Origin of the sequence: Pseudomonas sp. RIT-PI-o, assembly GCF_001297215.1 — a bacterium.
GTDB classification, from domain to species: domain Bacteria; phylum Pseudomonadota; class Gammaproteobacteria; order Pseudomonadales; family Pseudomonadaceae; genus Aquipseudomonas; species Aquipseudomonas moraviensis_A.
This window is the reverse complement of the sequence record NZ_LHPA01000024.1, coordinates 263,979-286,342: the sequence shown is the minus strand read 5'-3', so window position 1 is coordinate 286,342 and position 22,364 is coordinate 263,979. Positions and strand designations below refer to the sequence as shown.

Here is a 22,364-nt window from a genome sequence, read left to right as displayed (position 1 = left end):
GTCAGGCAAGTCTAGCGGGTGAGCCAGATCAATGAAGCGAACCGACCGGTGCGCGACGCACGGCGGTAAGAAAAGAAGCGCGGATCGGTCACGGTGCAGAAACCGCCACCATAAACAGCCGTGACACCCCGTTCAGCCAGACGCAGGCGCGCCAGCAGATAGATATCAGCCATGAACTTGCCGGCATTGTTGCTCGGTACGAACGCTTCTGCTGCTTCAGGCAGTTGATTGATGAAGACTTCCCGTACTTCCGGACCGACCTCAAAGGCTTTGGGGCCAATGGCCGGGCCGAGCCAGACCAGTACCTCGTCAGCAGGAACATCGAGGCTGTCGAGGGTGGCTTCAAGCACGCCCGCCGCCAGACCACGCCAACCGGCATGAGCGGCCGCGACACGCGTGCCGGCACGATCGCAGAACAATGCCGGCAAACAGTCTGCCGTCATCGCCGCGCAGGCAATAGCCGGCGTTGCCGTCCAACTGGCATCTGCCGTCGCAACAACGCCCGGATCAGCATGAACTACGGCTATCCCGTGCACTTGCTGCAACCAGGCAGGCTGTATAGAAAAGTGCTCGGTCAGACGCCGACGGTTCTCGGCAACGGCCTCAGGACGATCATCGACATGATCGCCCAGATTAAGGCTGTCGAACGGCGCCTCACTGACACCGCCCTCGCGGGTGGTGACACAGGCCCTGACGCTGGCCGGCGCAGGCCAGTCCGGCGTCAGCCAGTTCATCCGACGAAGGCCTCGCGATCCTGCTTGAGCAGAGTCAGCAGCCAGACGAAATCTTCCGGCAGCGGCGATTCCCAGCTCATCCGCTCACCACTCGTCGGGTGATCCAGTTCAAGGAAGCGCGCGTGCAAGGCCTGACGCGGGAAGTGCTTGAGCGACTCGACCATGGTCGGGTTGGCCGCTGGCGGAATGCGGAAACGCCCGCCGTACGCCGGGTCGCCGACCAACGGGAAGTTGATGTGCGCCATATGCACGCGGATCTGGTGGGTCCGACCGGTTTCCAGTTTCACACGCACGTGGGTGTGGGAACGGAAACGCTCGAGCACGCGGTAGTGGCTGACGGCAGGCTTGCCGCCTTCCATCACTGCCATGCGCTGGCGCTGCTGGCCGTGACGACCGATCGGCGCGTTGATCTTGCCACCGGCGGTGACCACGCCGATCACGATGCATTCGTAGATGCGGCTGACGCTGCGGCTCTGCAATTGCGCGACCAGCTTGGTCTGCGCCTGAATGGTCTTGGCCACCACCATCAGACCGGTGGTGTCCTTGTCCAGTCGATGCACGATACCGGCACGCGGGACATTGATGATGTCCGGCACATGGTGCAACAAAGCGTTGAGCAAGGTGCCATCGGCGTGACCGGCAGCCGGGTGCACCACCAGGCCTGCAGGCTTGTTGATCACCAGGATGTCGTCGTCTTCATAGACGATATCGAGCTCGATGTCCTGGGCGATCCACTCGCCCTGGGCTTCCTGCTCGGCAGTCAGCTCAAGGATGGCACCGCCATGCACAATGTCGCGCGGGCGGATCACCGCCCCGTCCACAGTCAGGCGACCTTCTTTGATCCAGGCGGAAAGGCGCGAGCGTGAGTGCTCAGCGAAGAGTTGGGCGGCGACTTGATCGAGGCGTTGGCCGCCCAATTCGGACGGCACCTCTGCGCGAAGTTCAATTTTATCGGACATGCTCGGACTGGGCGTCGGCACAGCCTTTGGTTTCGGCTGCGCGCTTGTGGTTAAATACGGCGTCTTTTGCCCCGAGGCTTTTCAACGGGGCGCTCATCATAACAGGACGGCCCCGCCCAAGACAGCGGCCGTCATAGGGACGCAAGCCGCCATGCAAGTGAAACACCTGCTGCTGATCGCCATCCTCGCATTGACCGCTGCTTGCTCATCGAAGGAAGTCGTAGACGAAAACCTCAGCGAAGCCGAGCTGTATCAGCAGGCTCAGACTGATCTGGACAACAACAGCTACACCAGCGCCACAGCCAAGCTGAAGGCTCTGGAGTCGCGTTATCCGTTCGGTCGCTACGCCGATCAGGCTCAGCTGGAGTTGATCTACGCCAACTACAAGAACGCCGAGCCGGAAGCTGCAAAGTCTGCCGCCGAGCGTTTCATTCGTTTGCATCCGCAGCATCCGAACGTGGATTACGCGTACTACCTCAAGGGTCTGACCTCGTTCGACCAGGACGTCGGCCTGCTGGCGCGCTTCCTGCCGCTGGACATGACCAAGCGTGACCCGGGCGCCGCCCGCGACTCGTACAACGAGTTCGCGCAGCTGACCAGCCGCTACCCGAACAGCCGCTACGCGCCGGACGCCAAGCAGCGCATGATCTACCTGCGCAACCTGCTGGCCGCCTACGAAATCCACGTGGCCGACTACTACCTGACCCGTCAGGCTTACGTAGCCGCTGCCAACCGTGGCAAGTACGTGGTGGAAAACTTCCAGGAAACCCCTTCGGTCGGCGACGGCCTGGCGGTAATGACCGAAGCCTACCAGCGTCTGCACCTCGACGATCTGGCGGCGACCAGTCTGGAAACCCTGAAACTCAACTACCCGGATCACCCGAACCTGCAGGACGGCCAGTTCGTGCCACGCGTAGCCGAAGCCGACAACCGTTCGTTCCTGAGCAAGGCGACGTTGGGCCTGATCGAATCCCGTCCACCGCTGCCGCCGGGCGAGACCCGCGCCAACCAGGACGTGCAGAAGCAGTTCCAGGACGCGAAAGACGCGATCCCGAACGAGCTCAAGCCTAAAGACGAAAATGGCGACGTGATCGAAGAGCCAGAGCCGGAATCCAGCGACACCGACCGCTCGTGGTTCAGCTACATGACCTTCGGCGTGTTCGACTGATCACACCGGTTGTACGAAAAAGGGAGATCTGCGGATCTCCCTTTTTTATTGCCGCGCTTTAATAGGCTGTGCGCTGCTCGGGTCCTTGGCTAAACTGCCGGATCATCAGTCGAAAAGCCGCTCATCATGCTTCGTTTATTGTTCTGGATTGCCCTGATCTTCGCCGCCATCTGGCTCTGGCGCAAATTCAAGGCCCCCGCCTCGTCCACCCGATCGCCACGCGAACAGGACGCCCCGCCGATGGTGCGTTGCGCCCATTGCGGCGTGCACCTGCCGCGCGACCGCGCCCTGGGTAACCAGCAACAATGGTATTGCAGCCAGGCTCATCTTGAGCAAGGCCCGGGCGCCAGTGGTCGCTGAGGCCGCCAACGCCGACCAGAAACAGGCTCAGCGTCTGCTGCGCCTTTATCACCTGTACCGCTTGAGTGTCGGCATCACCCTGGTGCTGCTGATCTCCAGCAACATGGACAACCGCCTGCTGACGTCGGCCAACGACGATCTGCTGCGCGGTGGCAGCTGGCTGTATCTGATCATCAATATGCTGCTGGTGGTGTTCCTCGAAAACACCCGGCGCCCGGCGCAACTGTTCACTTTAGCGTTGGTCGATGTGCTGCTGTTGTGCGGCCTGTTCTACGCCGCTGGCGGCGTCGCCAGTGCGCTGGGCAATCTGCTGGTCGTCTCGGTGGCGATCAGCAATACCCTGCTGCGCCGGCGCATCGGCCTGCTGATTGCCGCCATTGCGGCAATCGGCATTGTCGGCCTGAGCTTTGTGCTGAGCTTCAGCCATCCCCTCAGCGCCAACGCCTACCTGCAAGCCGGCACCCTCGGCGCGCTGTGCTTTGCCGCCTCGTTGCTGGTGCAAGGGCTGATCCGCCGCCTCGAAGTCAGTGAAACCCTCGCCGAACAGCGCGCCAGTGAAGTGGTTGGCCTGGAAGCGCTCAACGCGTTGATCCTGCAACGCATGCGCACTGGCATTCTGGTGCTCGATGAGCAACGCCGGGTGCAACTGGCCAATCACAGCGCGCAAAGCCTGCTCGGCCATAGCCACCTGCAAGGTCATTTGATCGATGAGTATTCGCCCGCGCTGGTCGATCGCCTGCGCCTGTGGCGCAACAACCCGACCTTGCGCCCGCAGAGCCTGAAAATCCCCGGCAACGGCCTCGAGCTGCAACCAAGCTTCATCGCCCTTGAGCAGAGCCCGAACCAGCAGACCCTGGTGTTTCTCGAAGATCTGGCGCAAATCACCCAACAGGCGCAGCAACTCAAACTCGCTGCGCTCGGGCGTTTGACCGCGGGCATCTCCCACGAAATTCGCAATCCGTTGGGCGCAATCAGTCATGCCGCGCAGCTGTTGGCCGAGTCCGAGGAACTCGATAGCGCGGATCGGCGTCTGACGCAGATTATTCAAGATCACTCCCAGCGCATGAACCGAGTCATCGAAAACGTCCTGCAACTGTCCCGCCGTCAGCAAAGCGCACCGCAACGGCTGGACCTCAAGCCATGGCTGGAAGACTTCGTCGGCGAAACCCGCGAGCAGGCCACCGAGCGCCAGCACATTCATCTACGGATCAATTCGGGCGACTTCACCACGCTGATGGACCCCAACCAGCTGCGGCAGATTCTCGACAATCTGATACGCAACGCCTGGCGGCACAGTGCCCAGTTGCACGAGCAGGCCGAAGTCTGGCTGGCGCTGTTCGTCGACCCCGACAGCCAGTTGGCAGTACTCGAAGTGCAGGACAACGGCCCCGGCGTGTCGGCCGACGAGCAGGCGCATCTGTTCGAACCGTTCTTCACCACCAGCAGCCAGGGCACCGGTCTTGGCCTTTATCTGTCCCGTGAGCTGTGCGAAAGCAACCAGGCACGCCTAGACTTCAAATCACGCCAAGGCGGCGGCTGCTTTCGCATCACCTTTGCTCACGGACGGAAACAAAGTTGAATACAAGCCCACGGCAAAAAATTCTTATCGTCGACGACGAACCGGATATCCGCGAGCTCCTGGAAATCACCCTGGGACGGATGAAACTCGAGACCTTCAGCGCGCGCAACCTGGGCGAGGCTCAGGCGCTGTTACAGCGCGAGCACTTTGACCTGTGCCTGACCGACATGCGCCTGCCCGACGGCACCGGGCTGGAGCTGGTACAACACATCCAGCAGCGCGCTCCGCATCTGCCGGTGGCGATGATCACCGCGTACGGAAGCCTGGAAACGGCTATCAATGCGCTGAAGGCCGGCGCGTTCGATTTCCTCACCAAACCAGTGGAGCTGCCGCGACTGCGCGAGCTGGTCAGCTCGGCGCTGCGCATGCCGACAGCCGGTGGCCTGAGTACGGCAATCGAGCGACGCTTGCTGGGCGACTCGCCGCCGATGGCCAATCTGCGCAAGCAGATCGACAAGCTCGCGCGCAGCCAGGCGCCGGTGTACATCAGCGGTGAATCCGGCAGCGGCAAAGAACTGGTCGCGCGCCTGATTCACGAACAAGGCCCGCGCGCCAGTCAGCCCTTTGTGCCGGTGAACTGCGGGGCGATTCCGTCGGAGCTGATGGAAAGCGAATTCTTCGGCCACCGCAAAGGCAGTTTCACCGGTGCCGTCGAAGACAAGCCGGGGCTGTTCCAGGCGGCCCATGGCGGCACTCTGTTTCTCGATGAAGTTGCCGATCTGCCACTGCCGATGCAGGTGAAACTGCTGCGGGCGATTCAGGAAAAAGCCGTGCGCAGCATCGGCGGCCAGCAGGAAACGGTGGTCGACGTGCGCATCCTGTGCGCCACACACAAAGACCTTGAAGCCGAAGTCGCGGCCGAGCGCTTCCGTCAGGATCTGTATTACCGGCTCAACGTCATTGAACTGCGCGTGCCCTCCCTGCGAGAACGTCGCGACGACATCGAGGCGCTCGCCATGCATGTGCTCAAGCGTCTGGCCAAGGACACTGGACAACCCGAAGCGCGCCTGCATCCGCAAGCGCTGGAGGCGCTGAAGAACTATCGCTTTCCCGGCAACGTGCGCGAACTGGAGAATGTCCTCGAACGCGCGCACACCTTGTGTGAACAGCGCACGATCGAAGCGCAGGATCTGCGTTTGAGCGAAGGAAATTGCGCCGCGGATGGGGCGACGGCTGATCTGACGCAGATCGACAATCTCGAGGATTATCTGGAGAGCGTCGAGCGCAAACTCATTCTGCAGGCGCTGGAGGAAACCCGCTGGAACCGCACGGCGGCGGCGCAGCGGTTGAGTCTGTCGTTTCGGTCGATGCGTTATCGGCTGAAGAAGTTGGGTCTGGACTAGATCGCAAAGATCGCAGCCTTCGGCAGCTCCCACATTGGAATGCGTTCCCTGTAGGAGCTGCCGAAGGCTGCGATCTTTTGATCTTGCTTCAGATGCGGCCCTCAGGCGCATACGGCGCCGGGTCAATGATCGGCGCCCGCCCCAGCATCACATCGGCAAACAACTGACACGAGGCCGGCGCCAGCACCAGCCCATTGCGGTAATGCCCGCAGTTCAGCCACAAACCCTCGAACCCCGGCACCCGGCCAATGTACGGCACGCCTTCCGGCGAACCCGGCCGCAGCCCGGCCCAATGCCCGACCACTTCGGCATCCGCCAGCGCCGGCAACAACTCGATCGCCGAGGCCTTGAGGCTTTCCAACGCCACATCGGTCGGGGTCTTGTCGTAGCCTTCGTGCTCCAGCGTGCTGCCAATCAGAATGTGGCCGTCGCGACGCGGGATCGCATAACGCCCCTTGGCCAGCACCATGCTAGGCAGGAAATCAGCCGCGCACTTGTAGAGAATCATTTGGCCTTTGACGGGTTCTACCGGCAGCGTCAGGTTCAGCGTCTTGAGCAGATCACCGCTCCACGCCCCCGCCGTCAGCACCATCTCGTCGCCGCTGATCACCCCAGTGGAGGTTTGCACACCAACCACGCGCTCGCCTTCGCGGACGAAACCACTGACTTCGCACTGCTCATGAATCGTCACGTTCGGCAGCGCCAGCAATGCCGCTTTCAGCGACTTGACCAGCCGTGGGTTGCGCACGTTGGCGACATCGGCCATGTAGATCGCCCGGCTGAAACCGCTGCCGAGGACCGGCACCGCGTCATGCACCGCCGAGATATCCACAGCCTGCAGCGGCCGGTTCTCCCGCTCGGCCCAGGCCAGCGCTCCGGCCTCATCGTCCAGATCCAGCCAATACAGGCCGGTGGTGTGCACTTCAGGATCGACCCCGGTGCCGGCAAACAAGCGCTCGCCGAGCTGTGGATAAAAATCCTGCGACCAATGCGCCAGCGCAGTAACCGCCGGGCTGTAGCGCCACGGATACAGCGGCGAAACAATGCCGCCGCCGGCCCAGGACGACTCCTGGCCGACATTCGAGCGGTCCAGCAGCACCACGCTGCGCACTTCGGAGGCGAGATTGTAGGCAGTGAGCAGGCCAATTACCCCGCCACCGACAATCACCACTTGCTGTTGCCTGGTCATGTTTGATCCAACCGTAAAAAAGACAGTGGGCGCAAAAGGCGCCCGAAAGAGAGTGCGTCAGCGGCCCCAGCAATCCTTGGTGGTCACTCCGGTGGTCGCGTTGTTCATGCTTCGCACGCCGGTATTGGTCAGGGTGAAATCACCGCATTTGTCGGTGGCCATGGCCGATCCGGTTTTACGAATCGCGGTCAGCGCAAAGGTCTGGTCGGTCAGCGTTGGGGTGATGGTGTAGAAATCATTGCCCGTGCTCAGCCCGGTGACGCCGGTGTAGACATTGTTGCGGGTGTAGAAGCGTTCGAGGGTCTGCGCCTGCTCCGAGAGCAGCGAGACCACTTCGGCGCGACGGCCCTTCTTCACGTATTCGTTGTAGCTGGGAATGCTGATGGTGAGGATGATCCCGATAATCGCGATGACGATCATGATTTCGATCAGGGTAAAACCTCGGCTGGATCTGCGCATGCCTCAAATTCTCGCTTACTGGATTTGTCGCCACATGATACGACGGCTGCCGCCGCCACCCTTTTCCACAACGGTGGTGATGACGCCACTGGTGTCGCTCACGAGCTTGGTCTTGGCATCTCGGGAAATGACGTTAAGGGTCGGAATGCCACCGGTGAATACCACGCCACTGGATATCGTGTCATTGCTGTCGACCAAACGGTCACCCGTGGTGTCGATCACGGCGTAGTTGAGCATCTTACCGTTGAACGCATCGAGTTCGACCAGTCTGCCCGTACCAAAGCTCGAACACGGATCGGTGGTATCGACGCTGGCGGTGGTAAAAACGACTCGCCCCAGCACAATGCTGGCCTGGTTGATCACGCGCTCGCCGGTCAGCACGTTGTTGTACACCAGCGGCAAATACCAGCCTTTCTCTCCCGGATACGTCGTTTCATTCTGGCTGGTGGTCAGGAACTGCCCGGAACTGCCGGAGAACGAACCGGTAATCGCCTGCGCCTGCAAACTGCTGACGGTGATTTGTCCGGCCCCACCTTCTGCATCCCAGATTGAATAGAACGCCTGCAGATCCTTGTTGGTCTTGTCGGCGGTTTCGTTGAACTTGCCGGTGCCAAAGAACACCTGCTTGCCGCCCTGAGCGTTATCCGCCAGCAGCGGTTGCGCGGTGATCGGCTGCGTTGCCCCGCCCGGCGCGGTGAACAAAGGCTTGCCGGCAAACGCCATGCCCCAGCTCTCCGGCGCCGTTGCACTCAAGTCGAATTTCCACATGCGTCCTTTCAGGTCGCCAGCGTAGGCCGCCTGTACCACGTTCGAAGAGTTCACCCTGAGTTCCACAGATGACAGACCGTTGCTGGTTTCCGTGCTGTCGACGACGATTTTCCTGATCAGCGAACCATCCAGCGCATCCAGTACATACAACGCTGCAACCCCCGAATTGCTGCCGTAGCCATTGGCGATGAAAGTCGCCCAGCGACCATTGGCCAAGCGTGCCACTTCCGGCCTGGCATAGGCGTAACCCAGATCATTGAACGCATTCGCCGTGTTGGCCGTGGCCGGCGCACTGACTTCCCACAGTGCCCTGATCACGTTCCCTGCCGAGGCATCGAACAGTTGCAGCCCATAGAAGGTTTTGCCGCCGGCCCCCGTTCCGCCAATGGCCAGGGTTTTCCAGGTGGTACCGGCCTGCGCATCGAACACGCCGACCTGACCATCCACCAGAAATTTGTGGCTGACGCCGTTGACGTAGTTGGTGTCCGCGATCAGTCGCAGGGACGGCAGCACGCTGGAGGGCATATAGGCATAACGACGGGTGCCGTTCGCCGAATTGATCACATTGACGAAACCGTCGTTGGCGTTGACCACCAGACTGGTGTTCATGTTCGCAGCCTTGGTCGTCAGGTAGTTGGTGTAGCTGCTGTCACCCGTCAAATCGGACGCGGTCTTGTCCGAAGGCGACGCGAGCACCAGCGGCGAATTGATGATGTCGCCGAGCAGCGCACTACGCACCTTGAGCCCGGCCTTGTTGGTCCCCTTGCTCCACTCGACCAGATCATTGCCGCTGATACCGGTGGGCAGGCCCTGATTCAGCGTGGTCTGCTGGGCTGGGGAAAAGCTGCCGAATGCCAGAGCAATTGGCGCATTGCTCGCGGTGTTCCATGACTGGAAAGTCGGCGCCGTGGCAGAGGGCACGATCGTGGTGTCGGTCGACCATTGCGCCGCCGAGGTATTTACCGTGCCGGTCGAGGTAAACCCGAACGACCTGATCGTGCCGCGCCAATCCTTGGGATCGTAAGTGGTCTGGTAAAAACTGCTGCCACTGCTCAAGGTGCTGCTGCTGGCGACGCCGGCGCCACCGGAGCCGGCCTTGGAAGTGATATCGCTCAATGCCGACGATAACGCCGCATTGAGCCCGGAGCTGTCGGTCGCCTGGTAGTACCTGCCCTGCCCATAACTGGCGGCGTCGGACAACATGTCGTTATCCGCAGCGAAACCCACGGTGTAGGTGTTCATGTTCTGCCGGGGAAAATCCACCGCGTTCCAGCTCTTGCCGGCGGCGTCGGTACCGGTCGAGCGCATGTCGATGTCGAAGGCGAATTTGGCAATGTCATCCAGATACAGGGTGTCGCCTTCGCCGTCACCGTTGAGGTTGTCGCCATCGTTATTCACGCCATCCCAGTTCGGTAAACGGCTGCCCCCCAGTGGATCATTGGTGGGGAACGTCCGGTCGTAGGTCGGCAAGCCATCGGTGATTACCACGCCGTAGTTTTTCTGGCAGCGATATTGAATCGGGCTGGTATAGGTCGCCGGCGTGCCGTTGTAGTAAGGCGCCAAGCCACGCATGTAGCGCGTCACCTCGTAATAGCTCTCGGCCAACGGTGTATTGGCCACGGCATTCAAGCCGTTGATCGATGAAATCAGCGCATTGTAGTTAGCGTCCGCCTGGGCCTGGGTCACACTGCCGGTAACCGGCGACAGATCGGTGATCGAGCGCGCGATGAAGCCACCATTGCCCGGGTTGCTGCTGGTGGCCGGGTTGAACGTCGACAGGCCCATGCGCAGGGTGCGGTTGCTGCTGACCAATGCGGTGGAAACGTTGCGCGCGACGTTCATCCGGTAATCGTTGGGGATCGCCCCCGTGGTGAAGTCGCGGGTGCCGTTGCTGTTAGCCAGGCTGACTATGTAGGAAATGTAATCGGCGGAATACCGAGTGTTCTCGTTGCCTACGGGGTCGGGGAGCTTGAGGCACAAGGGCGCCACGCTGTTGTTGTAGAACGCATAGGCGCCTCCCGAGCAACCGGAAGTCGGCAGGCTCGATAGAAACACCGTGTCGCCGGTGATCGGTGGAGCATTGAGTGCAGAGCACAATCCGAGAAAAGCATTGCACTGCCGGGCGGGTGTGCGGTTGACGTTCGGGTCGAATCCGGCGGCGTAGATAATGCTGTTCATACTGCCGGAGTCGTCGATCAGCAGCATCACGTTCGGCGCCACCGCAGCCGCGCTCAGCAGCGGCGAATCGGAAGGCGTGAATGCCCACGCCGGCGCCGCCAGATAGAAACTCAGGAGCATGCCGATCAGCAGCGAGCCGCAGCGCTCAATACTTCGCATAGATACTCTCCACCACGCTACGCGAATTGCCGGCGATGCCGACTGCGGTGACTCGATACAACGTCGCCGAGGTGTTACTTGGCACGTTCACTGCCGTCAGGGTCGTGCCGATGTTCTGCACGCCATAAAAGCCATTACCGGCGGCGATCCAGGTCACCCCCGAGGTCGAATTGAAGCCGGCCGAACTGACCACTGACGACTCCGCCGGCGGCAGGCATTGGGTCGTGCCGCTGCACACGGCCAACGAGTAACTGTCCAGCTGCACCGCGCTTTCGCCAACACGCAACGCCGCTTCCGCAGACTGGAACGATTGATTGCGCAAGCTCACGCTGCCGGCCATTTTTTCTTGCAGGTTGGCGCTCTGCATCGACGACAAGCCAATCAACGTGAGTAACAGCAGAAACACCAGACTGACCAGCAAGACCATGCCGCGCTGTGCCTGACGTTGTTGCAAGGAAATCCTCATCACCGCCCCCTCACTGCAAGCGATTGCGCAATGCCGCAACCACGTTGAAGGTTTGATCGCGCACCCGATTGTTCGGGTCGGTGAGGGTCAGGCTCAGACGCACACTGCGGATGCGCGCGGGATCCCCGGGATTGCTGCTGTAAGTGGAGGCCGCCACGTCGGTCGCGGAGCTGGCCAGGCCGAAGGTGACGTTGAAGGCGCTGACGTTGTTCACCAGCACTTGCTGCGCGGGATTGCCGCTGCCGGTGCCCATGAGGATCTGGTTATTGCTGAAGCTGTAGATCAGGCGGCGGATCGGGAAAGCGATTTGCCCCGTGGTCGGGCTGCGCAATCCGCTGTAGGCGACCGCGCTGTTGCGACAGTCTGAAATCACTGTCCAGGTCGGCGTTCCCCCGCCGCTGCCGACATCGGCGGTGACCCTGGTCAGCTTGAGATTGGCGTTATCCCAGTTGATCGGGGGGAGTTGCGCGGCGGTGCAGACGCCCGCGCTGCTCGCATCAGTGATGGGGCCGGGACAGCCGAACATGCCGCCCATGCGGATTTCCTGAATCATTTTGCTGAGGACGAAACGCGCGTCCTCCTGCATCGCCGCGGCGCTGTTCTGACTGACGTAGGTGTTTTTCGCGGCATTGAAGATCTGCACCACACCCAGCACGACAATCAGCCCCAAAGCCAATGCGATCAGCAACTCGATCAAACCGAAACCACGGCTGGCATACTTCATGGCGTGGCCACCGGATCGACCGCCGCCCGACTGGTCAGCACGAAACTGCGCTGGGCACTGGCAGCGTTGGCGGCGCGCGCATCGCTCCAGGTAATGGTGATGGTATAGACACGCTGGTTGAGGGTGATGCTGCCCGTCGCGGTCGGACCGCCAAAGTTGGCGATATTGGTGGTGAAGTCGTAGAGATCCTGATCCCGCGCCACGCTGAGGTTGCCCGAGGTCGGCGGTGTAGTGGTGTAGTCGGCGCCGGAATTGGCGCGAATGCGGTCCATCATGTCGTAGGCGATAAAGCTCGCCTGACTGGTCATCCGCGAACTGTCGGTGTACTTCAGCGCATTGAGTTGCACTGCCGCCGCGCCCAACAGGCCGACAGTGAGAATCAGCAACGCGACCAGCACTTCGATCAGCGTCATGCCCTCCTGTGCGATTTTGCTCCCTGCCCTCATCCGCAATTTCCACCCAGTTGAATGCGTCCGTTCAAACACACGTTCAGCGTCCTGCTTTGCGTGCCCAGCGTGTAACCGATGACCACCGCCGTCGACGGTGCCGCCAGACCGCCAAGATTGTTGAAATCCAGTGCGGTCACTCCTGAGGGTAGCGTCAGAGTCGCCCCGCTGCTCATCGCTGGAACAACCCGCAACACATTGGCCGGATTGCCGGTACTGTCGTAGACCGCCAGCTCACCGGTCCAGACACTGCCGCCAGCGGTCGGACGCAAACGCGTGGTCACGCCGCGATTGATCGCTTCGAGGCGAGCAAAATTGATTGCGCGCTGCAGGTCGCCGACTTCGGTATCCGCCTTGCTGCTCTGAATCGTACGGGTAAAGGCCGGCACCGCCAGCGTGATCAGTACCAGGAACACCGCGATGGCGACCAGCAACTCGACCAGCGTGAAACCTTTTGTACGAAGATCCATCGATGCCCTCCGTTGCCGTCGGCTATACCTGCTTCTACACGCTAGAACATTCGCTCGGCACATGCCGACTGATTTGGCCTGCGCGGCGCACGGATTGCGCTGCTCACACCATTCCACGGAGGGATTTTTCATGCCGCAACACGGTTTCAGCCTGATTGAACTGCTTATGGGACTGGCGATTGGCGCAATTGTTCTGCTGCTGGTCAGCCCGGCGTTCGCTGCGCTCAAGGAAGCAACTCAACGCGATCATGCAGCGCAATCGCTGATCGAAGGTATTCGCCACGCCCGCACACTGGCTATGACACACAATCACAACGTGGTGATCCATGGCATCGACGGCGACTGGAGCCGTGGCTGGCGAATCATTCTGGATCTGAGCGGCAAGGGTTCGCAGGACAGCAGCAATCCGCTGCTGGTTGAACGTGCCAGTGAGGCGAAGGTGCCGATTGTCGGCAACTGGTGGGTGAGCCGCTATGTGCGGTTCAGTCATCTGGGGCAACCGCTGATGCCGGGACGGCGATTTCAGGCGGGGACAATACACATCTGCTCGCCGCGCGCACCGGTCAGCCAGCGGCAGATCGTGCTGGCGGCGACCGGTCGCGTGCGCCTGAGCAGTCAGGAGACCGAACAGGCGCTGTGCGACAGCAGCAGGAACGTCAGATCGAGCGGACGCGCAGCTCTTTCGGCATCGAAAACGTGATGTTCTCTTCACGGCCGGCCAGCTCATCGGCACCGGTCGCGCCCCAGGCCTGCAATTGCTGAATGACGCCACGCACCAGTACTTCCGGTGCCGAGGCGCCGGCGGTGATGCCGATGCGCTCGACGCCGTCGAACCAGCTCTGTTGCAGGTCTTCGGCACCGTCGATCAGGTAGGCCGGGGTCGCCATGCGTTCAGCCAGTTCACGCAGACGGTTGGAGTTGGAGCTGTTCGGGCTGCCGACCACCAGTACCACGTCGCACTCGTCGGCCAGTTGCTTGACGGCGTCTTGACGGTTTTGCGTGGCGTAGCAAATGTCGTCCTTGCGCGGACCGCCGATCGCCGGGAAGCGCGTGCGCAGGGCATCGATGACGCGGCTGGTGTCGTCCATCGACAACGTCGTCTGGGTGACGAAGGCGAGTTTTTCCGGGTTGCGCACTTGCAACTCGGCCACGTCCTTCTCGTCTTCGACAAGATAGATCGCACCGCCATTGCTGGCATCGTACTGACCCATGGTGCCTTCGACTTCCGGGTGACCGGCGTGGCCGATCAGGATGCACTCGCGACCGTCTCGGCTGTATTTGGCGACTTCGATGTGCACCTTGGTCACCAGCGGGCAGGTTGCATCGAAAACCTTCAAACCACGACCGGCGGCTTCGTTGCGCACGGCTTGCGAAACACCGTGGGCGCTGAAGATGACGATGACGTCATCGGGCACCTGATCGAGCTCTTCGACGAAAATCGCGCCACGGCTGCGCAGGTCTTCAACGACGAACTTGTTGTGCACCACTTCGTGACGCACGTAGATCGGCGGCCCGAAGACTTCCAGGGCGCGGTTGACGATTTCGATCGCCCGGTCCACACCGGCGCAGAAGCCACGGGGGTTGGCGAGTTTGATTTGCATGCTGTGCCTCGTGTCTTGCGCGCAAGAAATAACGAATTCTGTGGAAAACAGTGTGGGAGCGACGGTGTGACGATTCGACCTGCTCGCGAAAGCGGTGTGTCAGACAACACCAACGTTGAATGTCATTCAGCATTCGCGAGCAGGCTCGCTCCCACATTTGACCTTATACAGTCAGTTATAGCGCTTTGACGGAAATGATTTCCACGTCAAAGGTCAGCGTCTTGCCGGCCAGAGGGTGGTTGAAGTCGACGGTCACTTGCGTGTCGTCGAATTCCTTCACCACACCTGGCAATTCAGTATTGGCCGCATCGTTGAAGATCACCAGCAGGCCCGGTGACAACTCCATGTCGGTGAACTGCGAACGCGGGATGGTCTGCACGTTCTGCGGGTTCGGCTGACCGAAGGCGTTTTCCGGCTCGACGGTCAGGGTGCGCTTGTCGCCGGCCTTGAAGCCGAACAGTGCGGCTTCGAAACCCGGGAGCAGGTTGCCGTCGCCGACCTTGAAGGTGGCCGGGGCCTTGTCGAACGTACTGTCGACGGTATCACCGTTTTCCAGGCGCAGGGCAAAGTGCAGCGTGACTTCGGTGTTCTGGCCGATGCGTTGCTCAGTCGATAGCGGTTCAGTCATGAGCGGCCTCTTCGGTTTTCTTCGATTTGAACATGTCCAGCGCCAGCATGATCGCGCCGACGGTGATCGCGCTGTCGGCAATGTTGAACGCCGGGAAATACCAGCGGTTCTGCCAGTGCACCAGAATGAAGTCGATCACATGGCCCAGGGCAATGCGGTCATACAGGTTGCCCAGCGCGCCACCCAGCACCAGCGCCAGGGCGACGGCCAGCCAGGTGTCGTTGCGGCCCAGGCGCTTGAGCCAGACCACCAGCACGGCACTGACGACAATGGCGATCAGGGCAAACAGCCAGCGCTGCCAGCCGGAGCTGTCCGCGAGGAAGCTGAAGGCGGCGCCAGTGTTGTAGGCCAGGGTCCAGCTGAACAGATCGGGAATGATCACGATCTGCTGGAACATTTCGAGCTTGCTTTCGAAGTAGAACTTGCTGGCCTGGTCAATGACCAGGACCAGCAGGCTCAACCACAGCCAGCTCAGCCGTCCGAAACGGCCAACGGCATCAGGCATAGTGACGAACCTCGCCAGCGCCGCTGATGTTGTCGACGCAACGACCGCAGATTTCCGGATGCTCCGGGTTCACGCCGACGTCTTCGCGGCAGTGCCAGCAACGTGCGCATTTCGGGAAGGCCGATTTGACGATCTTCAGTTTCAGACCACTGACTTCGGTGACCACGGCATCGGCCGGAGCCTGCACGAATGGCGCAACGCTGGCAGTCGAGGTGATCAGGACAAAGCGCAGCTCGTTGCTCAGCTTGGCCAGATCGGCGCTCAGCGCTTCTTCGGCAAACAGCGTGACTTCGGCCTGCAGGTTGCCACCGACGGCTTTCGCCGCACGCTGGATTTCCATCTCTTTGTTGACCGCGACTTTCACTTCCATGATGCGATCCCAGTAGGCGCGACCCAGCTCGAAGCCTTCCGGCAGCTCGGTCAGACCTTCGTACCAGGTGTTGAGCATGACGGATTCGTTACGCTCGCCTGGCAGGTATTGCCACAGCTCATCGGCAGTGAAGGCGAGGATCGGCGCGATCCAGCGCACCAGCGCTTCGGAGATGTGGAACAGCGCGGTCTGGCACGAGCGCCGTGCCTTGCTGTCGGCGCCGGTGGTGTACTGGCGGTCCTTGATGATGTCGAGGTAGAAACCACCCAGCTCCTGCACGCAGAAGTTGTGGATCTTCGAGTAGACGTTCCAGAAACGGTATTCGCCGTAGTGCTCTTGCAACTCGCGTTGCAGCAGCAGCGTGCGATCCACCGCCCAGCGATCCAGCGCCAGCATGTCTTCGGCCGGCAGCAGGTCGGTGGCCGGGTTGAAACCGGTCAGGTTGGAAAGCAGGAAGCGCGCGGTGTTACGGATACGACGATAGGCGTCGGCGCTGCGCTGCAGGATCTGCTCGGACACCGCCATTTCGCCGGAGTAGTCGGTCGAAGCGACCCACAGACGCATGATGTCGGCGCCCAGGGTGTCGTTGACCTTCTGCGGCGCGATCACGTTGCCCAGCGATTTGGACATCTTGCGACCGGACTCGTCGACGGTGAAGCCGTGCGTCAGCAGCTCGCGATACGGCGCGTGGTTGTCGATGGCGCAACCGGTCAGCAAGGACGAGTGGAACCAGCCACGGTGCTGGTCGGAACCTTCCAGGTACAGGTCGGCACGCGGGCCGCTCTCGTGACCCATCGGGTGCGAACCGCGCAGGACGTGCCAGTGCGTGGTGCCCGAGTCGAACCAGACGTCGAGGGTGTCGCTGATCTTGTCGTACTGCGGCGCTTCATCGCCGAGCAGTTCGGCGGCGTCGAGTTTGAACCAGGCTTCGATGCCTTCGACTTCAACGCGTTTGGCGACTTCTTCCATCAGCTCGACGGTACGCGGGTGCAGCTCGCCGCTTTCCTTGTTGAGGAAGAACGGGATCGGCACGCCCCAGTTGCGCTGACGCGAGATGCACCAGTCCGGACGGTTGGCGATCATCGAGTGCAGGCGCGCCTGGCCCCAGGCCGGGACGAACCTGGTGTCTTCAATGGCTTTGAGCGAGCGCACGCGCAGGGTGTCGCCGCTGGTTGGCTGCTTGTCCATGCCGATGAACCACTGCGCGGTGGCGCGGTAGATCAGCGGGGTCTTGTGGCGCCAGCAGTGCATGTAGCTGTGTTCGATAACGGTGGTGTGCATCAGCGCACCGACTTCGGTCAGTTTTTCGACGATGGCCGGGTTGGCCTTCCAGATGAACTGGCCGCCGAAGAATTCCAGCGACGGCACGTACACGCCGTTGCTCTGCACAGGGTTGAGGATGTCATCGTTGACCATGCCGTATTTCTTGCAGGTCACGAAGTCGTCCACGCCATAGGCCGGGGCGGAGTGAACCACGCCGGTGCCTGCGCCCAGTTCGACGTAGTCAGCCAGGTACACCGGCGACAGACGATCGTAGAACGGGTGACGGAAGTTGATCAGCTCCAGCTCTTTACCGGTGGTGGTGGCGATCACCGAACCTTCCACGCCATAGCGCGCCAGGCAGGCTTCGACCAGCTCTTCAGCCAGCACCAGCAGCTTGTCGCCGATATCGACCAGCGCGTAGTTGAATTCCGGGTGCACGTTCAACGCCTGGTTGGCCGGGATGGTCCACGGGGTGGTGGTCCAGATCACGATCGCAGCAGGTTTGCCCAGCGAGGCCAGACCGAACGCGGCAGCCAGTTTGGCTTCGTCGGCGATCGGGAAGGCCACGTCGATGGTCGAGGACTTCTTGTTCTCATACTCGACTTCCGCTTCAGCCAGGGCCGAACCGCAGTCGAAGCACCAGTTCACGGGCTTCAGGCCCTTGAACACGAAACCACCCTTGACGATCTCGGCGAGGGCGCGGATTTCACCGGCCTCGTTCTTGAAATCCATGGTCTTGTACGGGTTGGCGAAGTCGCCCAGCACGCCGAGGCGGATGAACTCGGACTTCTGCCCTTCGATCTGTTCGGTGGCGTAGGCACGGCACAGCTCGCGGGTTTTATCCGCGCCGAGGTTCTTGCCGTGGGTCACTTCAACCTTGTGCTCGATCGGCAGGCCATGGCAGTCCCAGCCCGGGACGTATGGCGCGTCGAAACCCGACAGGGTTTTCGAGCGGATGATCATGTCTTTGAGAATCTTGTTCAGTGCGTGACCGATGTGGATCGTGCCGTTGGCGTACGGAGGGCCGTCGTGCAGGACGAACTTCGGACGATCCTTGCCAATCTCGCGCAACTTTCCGTACAGGCCAATACTGTCCCAGCGCTGCAGGATCTGCGGTTCGCGCTGTGGCAGGCCGGCCTTCATTGGGAAGGCGGTGTCCGGAAGGTTTAGCGTGGCTTTATAGTCGGTCATTTAAGGCTCTTCATTAGCGATGGGCGCTAGGTGCGGCTAGTGCACGGGCGGTGGCGACATCCGCATTGATCGCCGTTTTCAATGCCTCCAGAGAGGCGAAGCGCTGCTCTTCACGCAGCTTTTGGTGGAAAACCACCGTCAAACGCCGGTCATACAGATCGCCGGCAAAATCTAACAGATGGACCTCGAGGTGGGCTTTGCCATCCCCTTGCACCGTGGGGCGCACGCCGATATTGGCGACGCCGGGCCAGGTCTTGCCGTCGATGTCGACATTCACCAGATACACCCCGGTGAACGGCACGCGACGACGCTTGAGTTGAATGTTGGCAGTGGGTGTTCCCAATTGCCGGGCCAGTTTCTGGCCATGCAGCACGCGACCGGCGATGCGGTACGGACGACCGAGCAAGCGTTCGGCCAAGGCAAAATCGGCGGCGGCCAAAGCATTGCGCACTTGCGTGCTGCTGACGCGAATGCCATCCAGCTCGACGGTTTGCGCGGCTTCGACGGTGAATCCGTGTACCTGCCCGGCCTGCATGAGGAAATCGAAATCGCCGAGGCGGTCGCAGCCGAAGCGGAAATCGTCACCGACCTCCAGATGCTGCACGCCGAGGCCATCGACCAGAATGGTATCGACGAATTCACTGGCGCTAAGCTTGCTCAACCGCTGGTTGAAAGCCAGGCACAACACCCGGTCGACGCCTTCGGCAGCCAGCAACTGCAGCTTGTCACGCAACCGCGCCAGACGCGCCGGTGCGGTGTCGGGAGCAAAGAACTCCCGTGGCTGCGGCTCGAAAATCACCACGCAGCTGGGTACGCCCAACTCGAGCGCACGCTCACGCAGCCGGGCCAGGATAGCCTGGTGACCACGGTGAACACCGTCAAAGTTGCCAATAGTGGCGACGCAGCCCCGATGCTGGGGGCGCAAGTTGTGGAGGCCTCGAACCAGCTGCATAACGCGCTTCTTGCTCATAAAGTGGTCGATTATAACCACACCCGACGGCCGACGACAGGCAACACCGTAACGCAAAGTGAACGAGCCGACAAAACCGTCGACCCGTGCCTGTCGATAAAGGCTGAAACCTTAGCTCAAGGCCTTGCGATTGAAGTCGCGCAGGCGGAAACCCAGCAGCAGCAACATACCGAAATACGCCACCACCCCGGCCACCACCAGCGCGCCCAGGCGCAAGAAGCGCTCGAGCATGTGCCCCTCATCCCAGGCGGGCATGAAATGCATGCCGGCCAGCAACACCGCGGACATCACCGTCACCGCAACAACCAGTTTGAAACCGAACTTGCCCCAGCCCGGCTGCGGTTGATACATCTTCTGCTTGCGCAGTTGATAGAACAGCAACCCGGCGTTGAGGCAAGCACCGGCACTGATTGCCAGCGCCAGACCGGCGTGGGCCAGCGGCCCGATCAGCGCCAGGTTGAACAACTGAGTGCAGACCAGCGTGAAGATTGCGATTTTCACCGGGGTACGGATGTTCTGTTGCGCATAAAAGCCCGGCGCCAGCACCTTGATCACGATAATCCCGAGCAGGCCGACCGAATAGGCGATCAGCGCACGCTGGGTCATCTCGGCATCGAAGCCACTGAACTGACCGTACTGGAACAGCGAAACGGTCAGCGGTTCGGCGAGAATTCCCAGCGCCAGCGCGCACGGCAGCACCAGCACAAAGCACAGGCGCAGCCCCCAGTCGAGGATGCGTGAATACTCGTGGCGATCCTTGCTGGCGTAGGTCTTGGCCAGCGTTGGCAGCAGAATCGTACCGAGCGCCACACCCAACACGCCCGAGGGCAACTCCATCAAACGGTCGGCGTAGTACATCCACGACACTGAACCTGCGACCAGAAACGAGGCGAAGATGGTGTTGATGATCAGCGAGATCTGACTGACCGACACACCGAGAATCGCCGGCAGCATCTGCTTCATCACCCGCCACACGCCGCTGTCGCGCAGGTTCAGGCGCGGCAGCACCAGCATGCCGATCTTTTTCAGGTGCGGCAGCTGATACAGCAATTGCGCCAGACCGCCGACCAACACCGCCCAGCCGAGGGCCATGACCGGCGGATCGAAGTACGGCGTGAGGAACAGCGAAAACACGATCATGCTGACGTTGAGCAGAGTCGGCACGAACGCCGGCACCGAGAAGCGGTTCCAGGTGTTGAGGATCGCGCCGGCCAGCGACGACAGCGAGATCAGCAATATATAAGGAAAGGTCACCCGCAACAGATCGGAGGTGAGCTGGAATTTTTCCGGGGTATCGGTAAACCCCGGCGCCGTGGCCCAGATCACCCAGGGCGCGGCGATCATGCCCAGCGCCGTCACTACCGCCAGCACCAGCGTCAACAGGCCCGACACATAGGCAATAAAGGTGCGCGTCGCCTCTTCGCCCTGCTGACTTTTATATTCGGCCAGAATCGGCACGAAAGCCTGGGAGAAAGCGCCTTCGGCAAAGATCCGCCGCAGCAGATTGGGCAGTTTGAAAGCAATAAAGAAGGCGTCCGTGGCCATCCCGGCGCCGAATGTCCGCGCGATCAGCGTGTCACGAACAAAACCCAGAATCCGGGAAAGCATCGTGATAGAGCTGACGGCGGCCAACGATTTGAGCAGATTCATTGAGAGAGTTTGTGCCTGTCGATAAACAGCAGGCGAACAATGCGCCCACTTGTGCGATACTCCGCGCCGCAACAGCACAGAGCCAAAGCTCGCGAGTTTACAGGTCAAGCGCCGGAAATAAATATCCCGCCTCTTTATACCTACCACTTAGCGGAACGATTCAAGTGCCCTTGACAAGACAAGTCTTCATCGGCATGATTCGCGGCCTATTTTGTTTGCTATTTCCTAAAAAGTCTTTCGAGGAGCTCGACGGTGGCCAACTCACCTTCCGCCAAAAAACGTGCAAAACAGGCTGAGAAGCGTCGCAGCCACAACGCCAGCCTGCGTTCCATGGTTCGTACCTACATCAAGAATGTAGTTAAGGCCATCGACGCAAAAGACGCTGAAAAAGCTCAAGCTGCATACGTTCTGGCTGTGCCAGTTATCGACCGTATGGCCGATAAAGGCATCATCCACAAGAACAAGGCTGCTCGTCATAAGAGCCGTCTGAATGGCCACGTCAAAGCGCTGAAAGAAGCCGCTTAATCGACGTAGTCATTAAAAAACCGACCTCAGGGTCGGTTTTTTATTGCCTGGGATTCAACAAGCTACAGGCAAAAAAAGTAGGAGTGAGCCTGCTCGCGATGGCGGCGTATCAGTCGATGCAATTGTTGACTGATACACAGCTATCGCGAGCAGGCTCACTCCTACAATTGGTTTTGCTGTGTTATGGCTGCACAGGCACCCACGGCAGAATCGGGATGGCAGTGACCGCATTCTGCGGACTACCCTCGATCAGGCGATCGCTGTAGACCAGGTACACCAGGGTGTTGCGCTTCTTGTCGAGGAAACGCACGACCTGCATGGTCTTGAACACCAGCGAGGTGCGCTCCTTGAATACCTCGTCGCCATCCTTCAGCTCGCCCTTGAACTTGATCGGCCCGACCTGACGACAAGCGATCGATGCCTCGGCGCGATCCTCTGCCAGACCGAGACCACCCTTTACCCCGCCGGTCTTGGCGCGTGACAGGTAGCAGGTCACGCCCTCGACTTTCGGATCGTCGAACGCCTCGACCACGATCCGGTCATTCGGCCCGACAAATTTGAACACCGTCGACACCTGACCGATCTCTTCGGCCGAGGCCAGCAGTGGCATGGCCATCAACAGGCCCAACAATCCTTCCGCTACGCGCATCGAATTTTCC

Annotated in this window: 22 protein-coding genes; 6 read left to right on the top strand and 16 right to left on the bottom strand. The window is 60.8% G+C overall.

What is annotated here, in order from left to right; all coding sequences use genetic code 11:
• Positions 1–11 precede the first annotated feature (11 nt).
• On the bottom strand, positions 12–734 hold the full coding sequence (gene pgeF, locus AEQ63_RS16445) for a peptidoglycan editing factor PgeF (protein WP_064364120.1): 723 nt from the start codon (positions 732–734) through the stop codon (positions 12–14).
• Entirely contained in the window at positions 731–1,693 is a 963-nt protein-coding gene (gene rluD, locus AEQ63_RS16440; protein WP_042610487.1) for a 23S rRNA pseudouridine(1911/1915/1917) synthase RluD, read from the bottom strand. The genes pgeF and rluD overlap by 4 nt, the downstream gene beginning before the upstream one ends.
• Before the next feature lie 151 nt (positions 1,694–1,844).
• On the opposite strand from rluD, the gene AEQ63_RS16435 reads away from it, so the two are divergent.
• From AEQ63_RS16435 to AEQ63_RS16420, 4 genes are all read left to right on the top strand, one after another.
• Positions 1,845–2,861, top strand: a complete 1,017-nt coding sequence (locus AEQ63_RS16435) for an outer membrane protein assembly factor BamD (protein ID WP_064364119.1) — start codon at positions 1,845–1,847, stop codon at positions 2,859–2,861.
• Positions 2,862–2,987: 126 nt separating this feature from the next.
• On the top strand, positions 2,988–3,221 hold the full coding sequence (locus AEQ63_RS16430; RefSeq protein ID WP_039761661.1) for a PP0621 family protein: 234 nt from the start codon (positions 2,988–2,990) through the stop codon (positions 3,219–3,221).
• The gene (locus AEQ63_RS16425) at positions 3,211–4,800 is read left to right on the top strand and encodes a sensor histidine kinase (protein WP_064364118.1); all 1,590 of its coding nucleotides are present in this window, start codon (positions 3,211–3,213) and stop codon (positions 4,798–4,800) included. The genes AEQ63_RS16430 and AEQ63_RS16425 overlap by 11 nt, the downstream gene beginning before the upstream one ends.
• Positions 4,797–6,143: a sigma-54-dependent transcriptional regulator gene (locus AEQ63_RS16420; protein ID WP_064364117.1), complete on the top strand. Its 1,347-nt coding sequence runs from the start codon at positions 4,797–4,799 to the stop codon at positions 6,141–6,143. The genes AEQ63_RS16425 and AEQ63_RS16420 overlap by 4 nt, the downstream gene beginning before the upstream one ends.
• Positions 6,144–6,231: 88 nt before the next feature.
• Here the strand turns inward: AEQ63_RS16420 and thiO are convergent, their stop codons facing one another.
• The 7 genes from thiO to AEQ63_RS16385 are packed head-to-tail and all read right to left on the bottom strand — an operon-like array spanning position 6,232 to position 13,002.
• Positions 6,232–7,332 carry a glycine oxidase ThiO gene (thiO, locus tag AEQ63_RS16415; RefSeq protein ID WP_064364116.1) on the bottom strand — a complete coding sequence of 367 codons (1,101 nt, stop codon included), beginning with the start codon at positions 7,330–7,332 and terminating at the stop codon, positions 6,232–6,234.
• A gap of 57 nt (positions 7,333–7,389) precedes the next feature.
• The gene (locus tag AEQ63_RS16410; protein ID WP_064364115.1) at positions 7,390–7,791 is read right to left on the bottom strand and encodes a type IV pilin protein; all 402 of its coding nucleotides are present in this window, start codon (positions 7,789–7,791) and stop codon (positions 7,390–7,392) included.
• A 15-nt stretch (positions 7,792–7,806) separates the two neighbouring features.
• Entirely contained in the window at positions 7,807–10,896 is a 3,090-nt protein-coding gene (locus AEQ63_RS16405) for a pilus assembly protein (RefSeq protein ID WP_064364114.1), read from the bottom strand.
• Positions 10,883–11,362, bottom strand: coding sequence for a pilus assembly PilX family protein (locus tag AEQ63_RS16400; RefSeq protein ID WP_064364113.1), 480 nt, complete (start codon positions 11,360–11,362; stop codon positions 10,883–10,885). The genes AEQ63_RS16405 and AEQ63_RS16400 overlap by 14 nt, the downstream gene beginning before the upstream one ends.
• Positions 11,363–11,372: 10 nt before the next feature.
• On the bottom strand, positions 11,373–12,086 hold the full coding sequence (locus tag AEQ63_RS16395; protein ID WP_064364112.1) for a PilW family protein: 714 nt from the start codon (positions 12,084–12,086) through the stop codon (positions 11,373–11,375).
• Positions 12,083–12,532, bottom strand: coding sequence for a type IV pilus modification protein PilV (gene pilV / locus AEQ63_RS16390; protein ID WP_064364111.1), 450 nt, complete (start codon positions 12,530–12,532; stop codon positions 12,083–12,085). The genes AEQ63_RS16395 and pilV overlap by 4 nt, the downstream gene beginning before the upstream one ends.
• The gene (locus tag AEQ63_RS16385) at positions 12,529–13,002 is read right to left on the bottom strand and encodes a GspH/FimT family pseudopilin (RefSeq protein WP_064364110.1); all 474 of its coding nucleotides are present in this window, start codon (positions 13,000–13,002) and stop codon (positions 12,529–12,531) included. The genes pilV and AEQ63_RS16385 overlap by 4 nt, the downstream gene beginning before the upstream one ends.
• 130 nt (positions 13,003–13,132) lie before the next feature.
• Here AEQ63_RS16385 and AEQ63_RS16380 point away from each other — a divergent pair, with 130 nt between their 5' ends.
• A complete protein-coding gene (locus AEQ63_RS16380) occupies positions 13,133–13,702 on the top strand; it encodes a GspH/FimT family pseudopilin (RefSeq protein WP_064364109.1) in 570 nt (189 codons plus the stop codon).
• On the opposite strand, the gene ispH is transcribed toward AEQ63_RS16380, so the two are convergent.
• The 6 genes from ispH to murJ all read right to left on the bottom strand — a co-directional run bounded on the left by ispH (position 13,659) and on the right by murJ (position 21,180).
• Positions 13,659–14,603 carry a 4-hydroxy-3-methylbut-2-enyl diphosphate reductase gene (gene ispH, locus AEQ63_RS16375; RefSeq protein WP_042610500.1) on the bottom strand — a complete coding sequence of 315 codons (945 nt, stop codon included), beginning with the start codon at positions 14,601–14,603 and terminating at the stop codon, positions 13,659–13,661. The genes AEQ63_RS16380 and ispH overlap by 44 nt on opposite strands.
• A gap of 175 nt (positions 14,604–14,778) precedes the next feature.
• Entirely contained in the window at positions 14,779–15,231 is a 453-nt protein-coding gene (fkpB, locus tag AEQ63_RS16370; RefSeq protein ID WP_064364108.1) for an FKBP-type peptidyl-prolyl cis-trans isomerase, read from the bottom strand.
• Positions 15,224–15,736, bottom strand: coding sequence for a signal peptidase II (gene lspA / locus AEQ63_RS16365; protein WP_042610501.1), 513 nt, complete (start codon positions 15,734–15,736; stop codon positions 15,224–15,226). Before lspA ends, fkpB begins: the two co-directional genes overlap by 8 nt.
• A complete protein-coding gene (gene ileS / locus AEQ63_RS16360) occupies positions 15,729–18,560 on the bottom strand; it encodes an isoleucine--tRNA ligase (protein WP_064364107.1) in 2,832 nt (943 codons plus the stop codon). The genes lspA and ileS overlap by 8 nt, the downstream gene beginning before the upstream one ends.
• Positions 18,561–18,573: 13 nt before the next feature.
• Entirely contained in the window at positions 18,574–19,512 is a 939-nt protein-coding gene (ribF, locus tag AEQ63_RS16355; RefSeq protein ID WP_016773125.1) for a bifunctional riboflavin kinase/FAD synthetase, read from the bottom strand.
• Positions 19,513–19,641: 129 nt separating this feature from the next.
• A complete protein-coding gene (murJ, locus tag AEQ63_RS16350) occupies positions 19,642–21,180 on the bottom strand; it encodes a murein biosynthesis integral membrane protein MurJ (protein ID WP_016773124.1) in 1,539 nt (512 codons plus the stop codon).
• A 252-nt stretch (positions 21,181–21,432) separates the two neighbouring features.
• On the opposite strand from murJ, the gene rpsT reads away from it, so the two are divergent.
• Entirely contained in the window at positions 21,433–21,705 is a 273-nt protein-coding gene (gene rpsT, locus AEQ63_RS16345; protein ID WP_003228351.1) for a 30S ribosomal protein S20, read from the top strand.
• A 181-nt stretch (positions 21,706–21,886) separates the two neighbouring features.
• On the opposite strand, the gene AEQ63_RS16340 is transcribed toward rpsT, so the two are convergent.
• The gene (locus tag AEQ63_RS16340) at positions 21,887–22,354 is read right to left on the bottom strand and encodes a CreA family protein (protein ID WP_064364106.1); all 468 of its coding nucleotides are present in this window, start codon (positions 22,352–22,354) and stop codon (positions 21,887–21,889) included.
• Positions 22,355–22,364 lie beyond the last annotated feature (10 nt).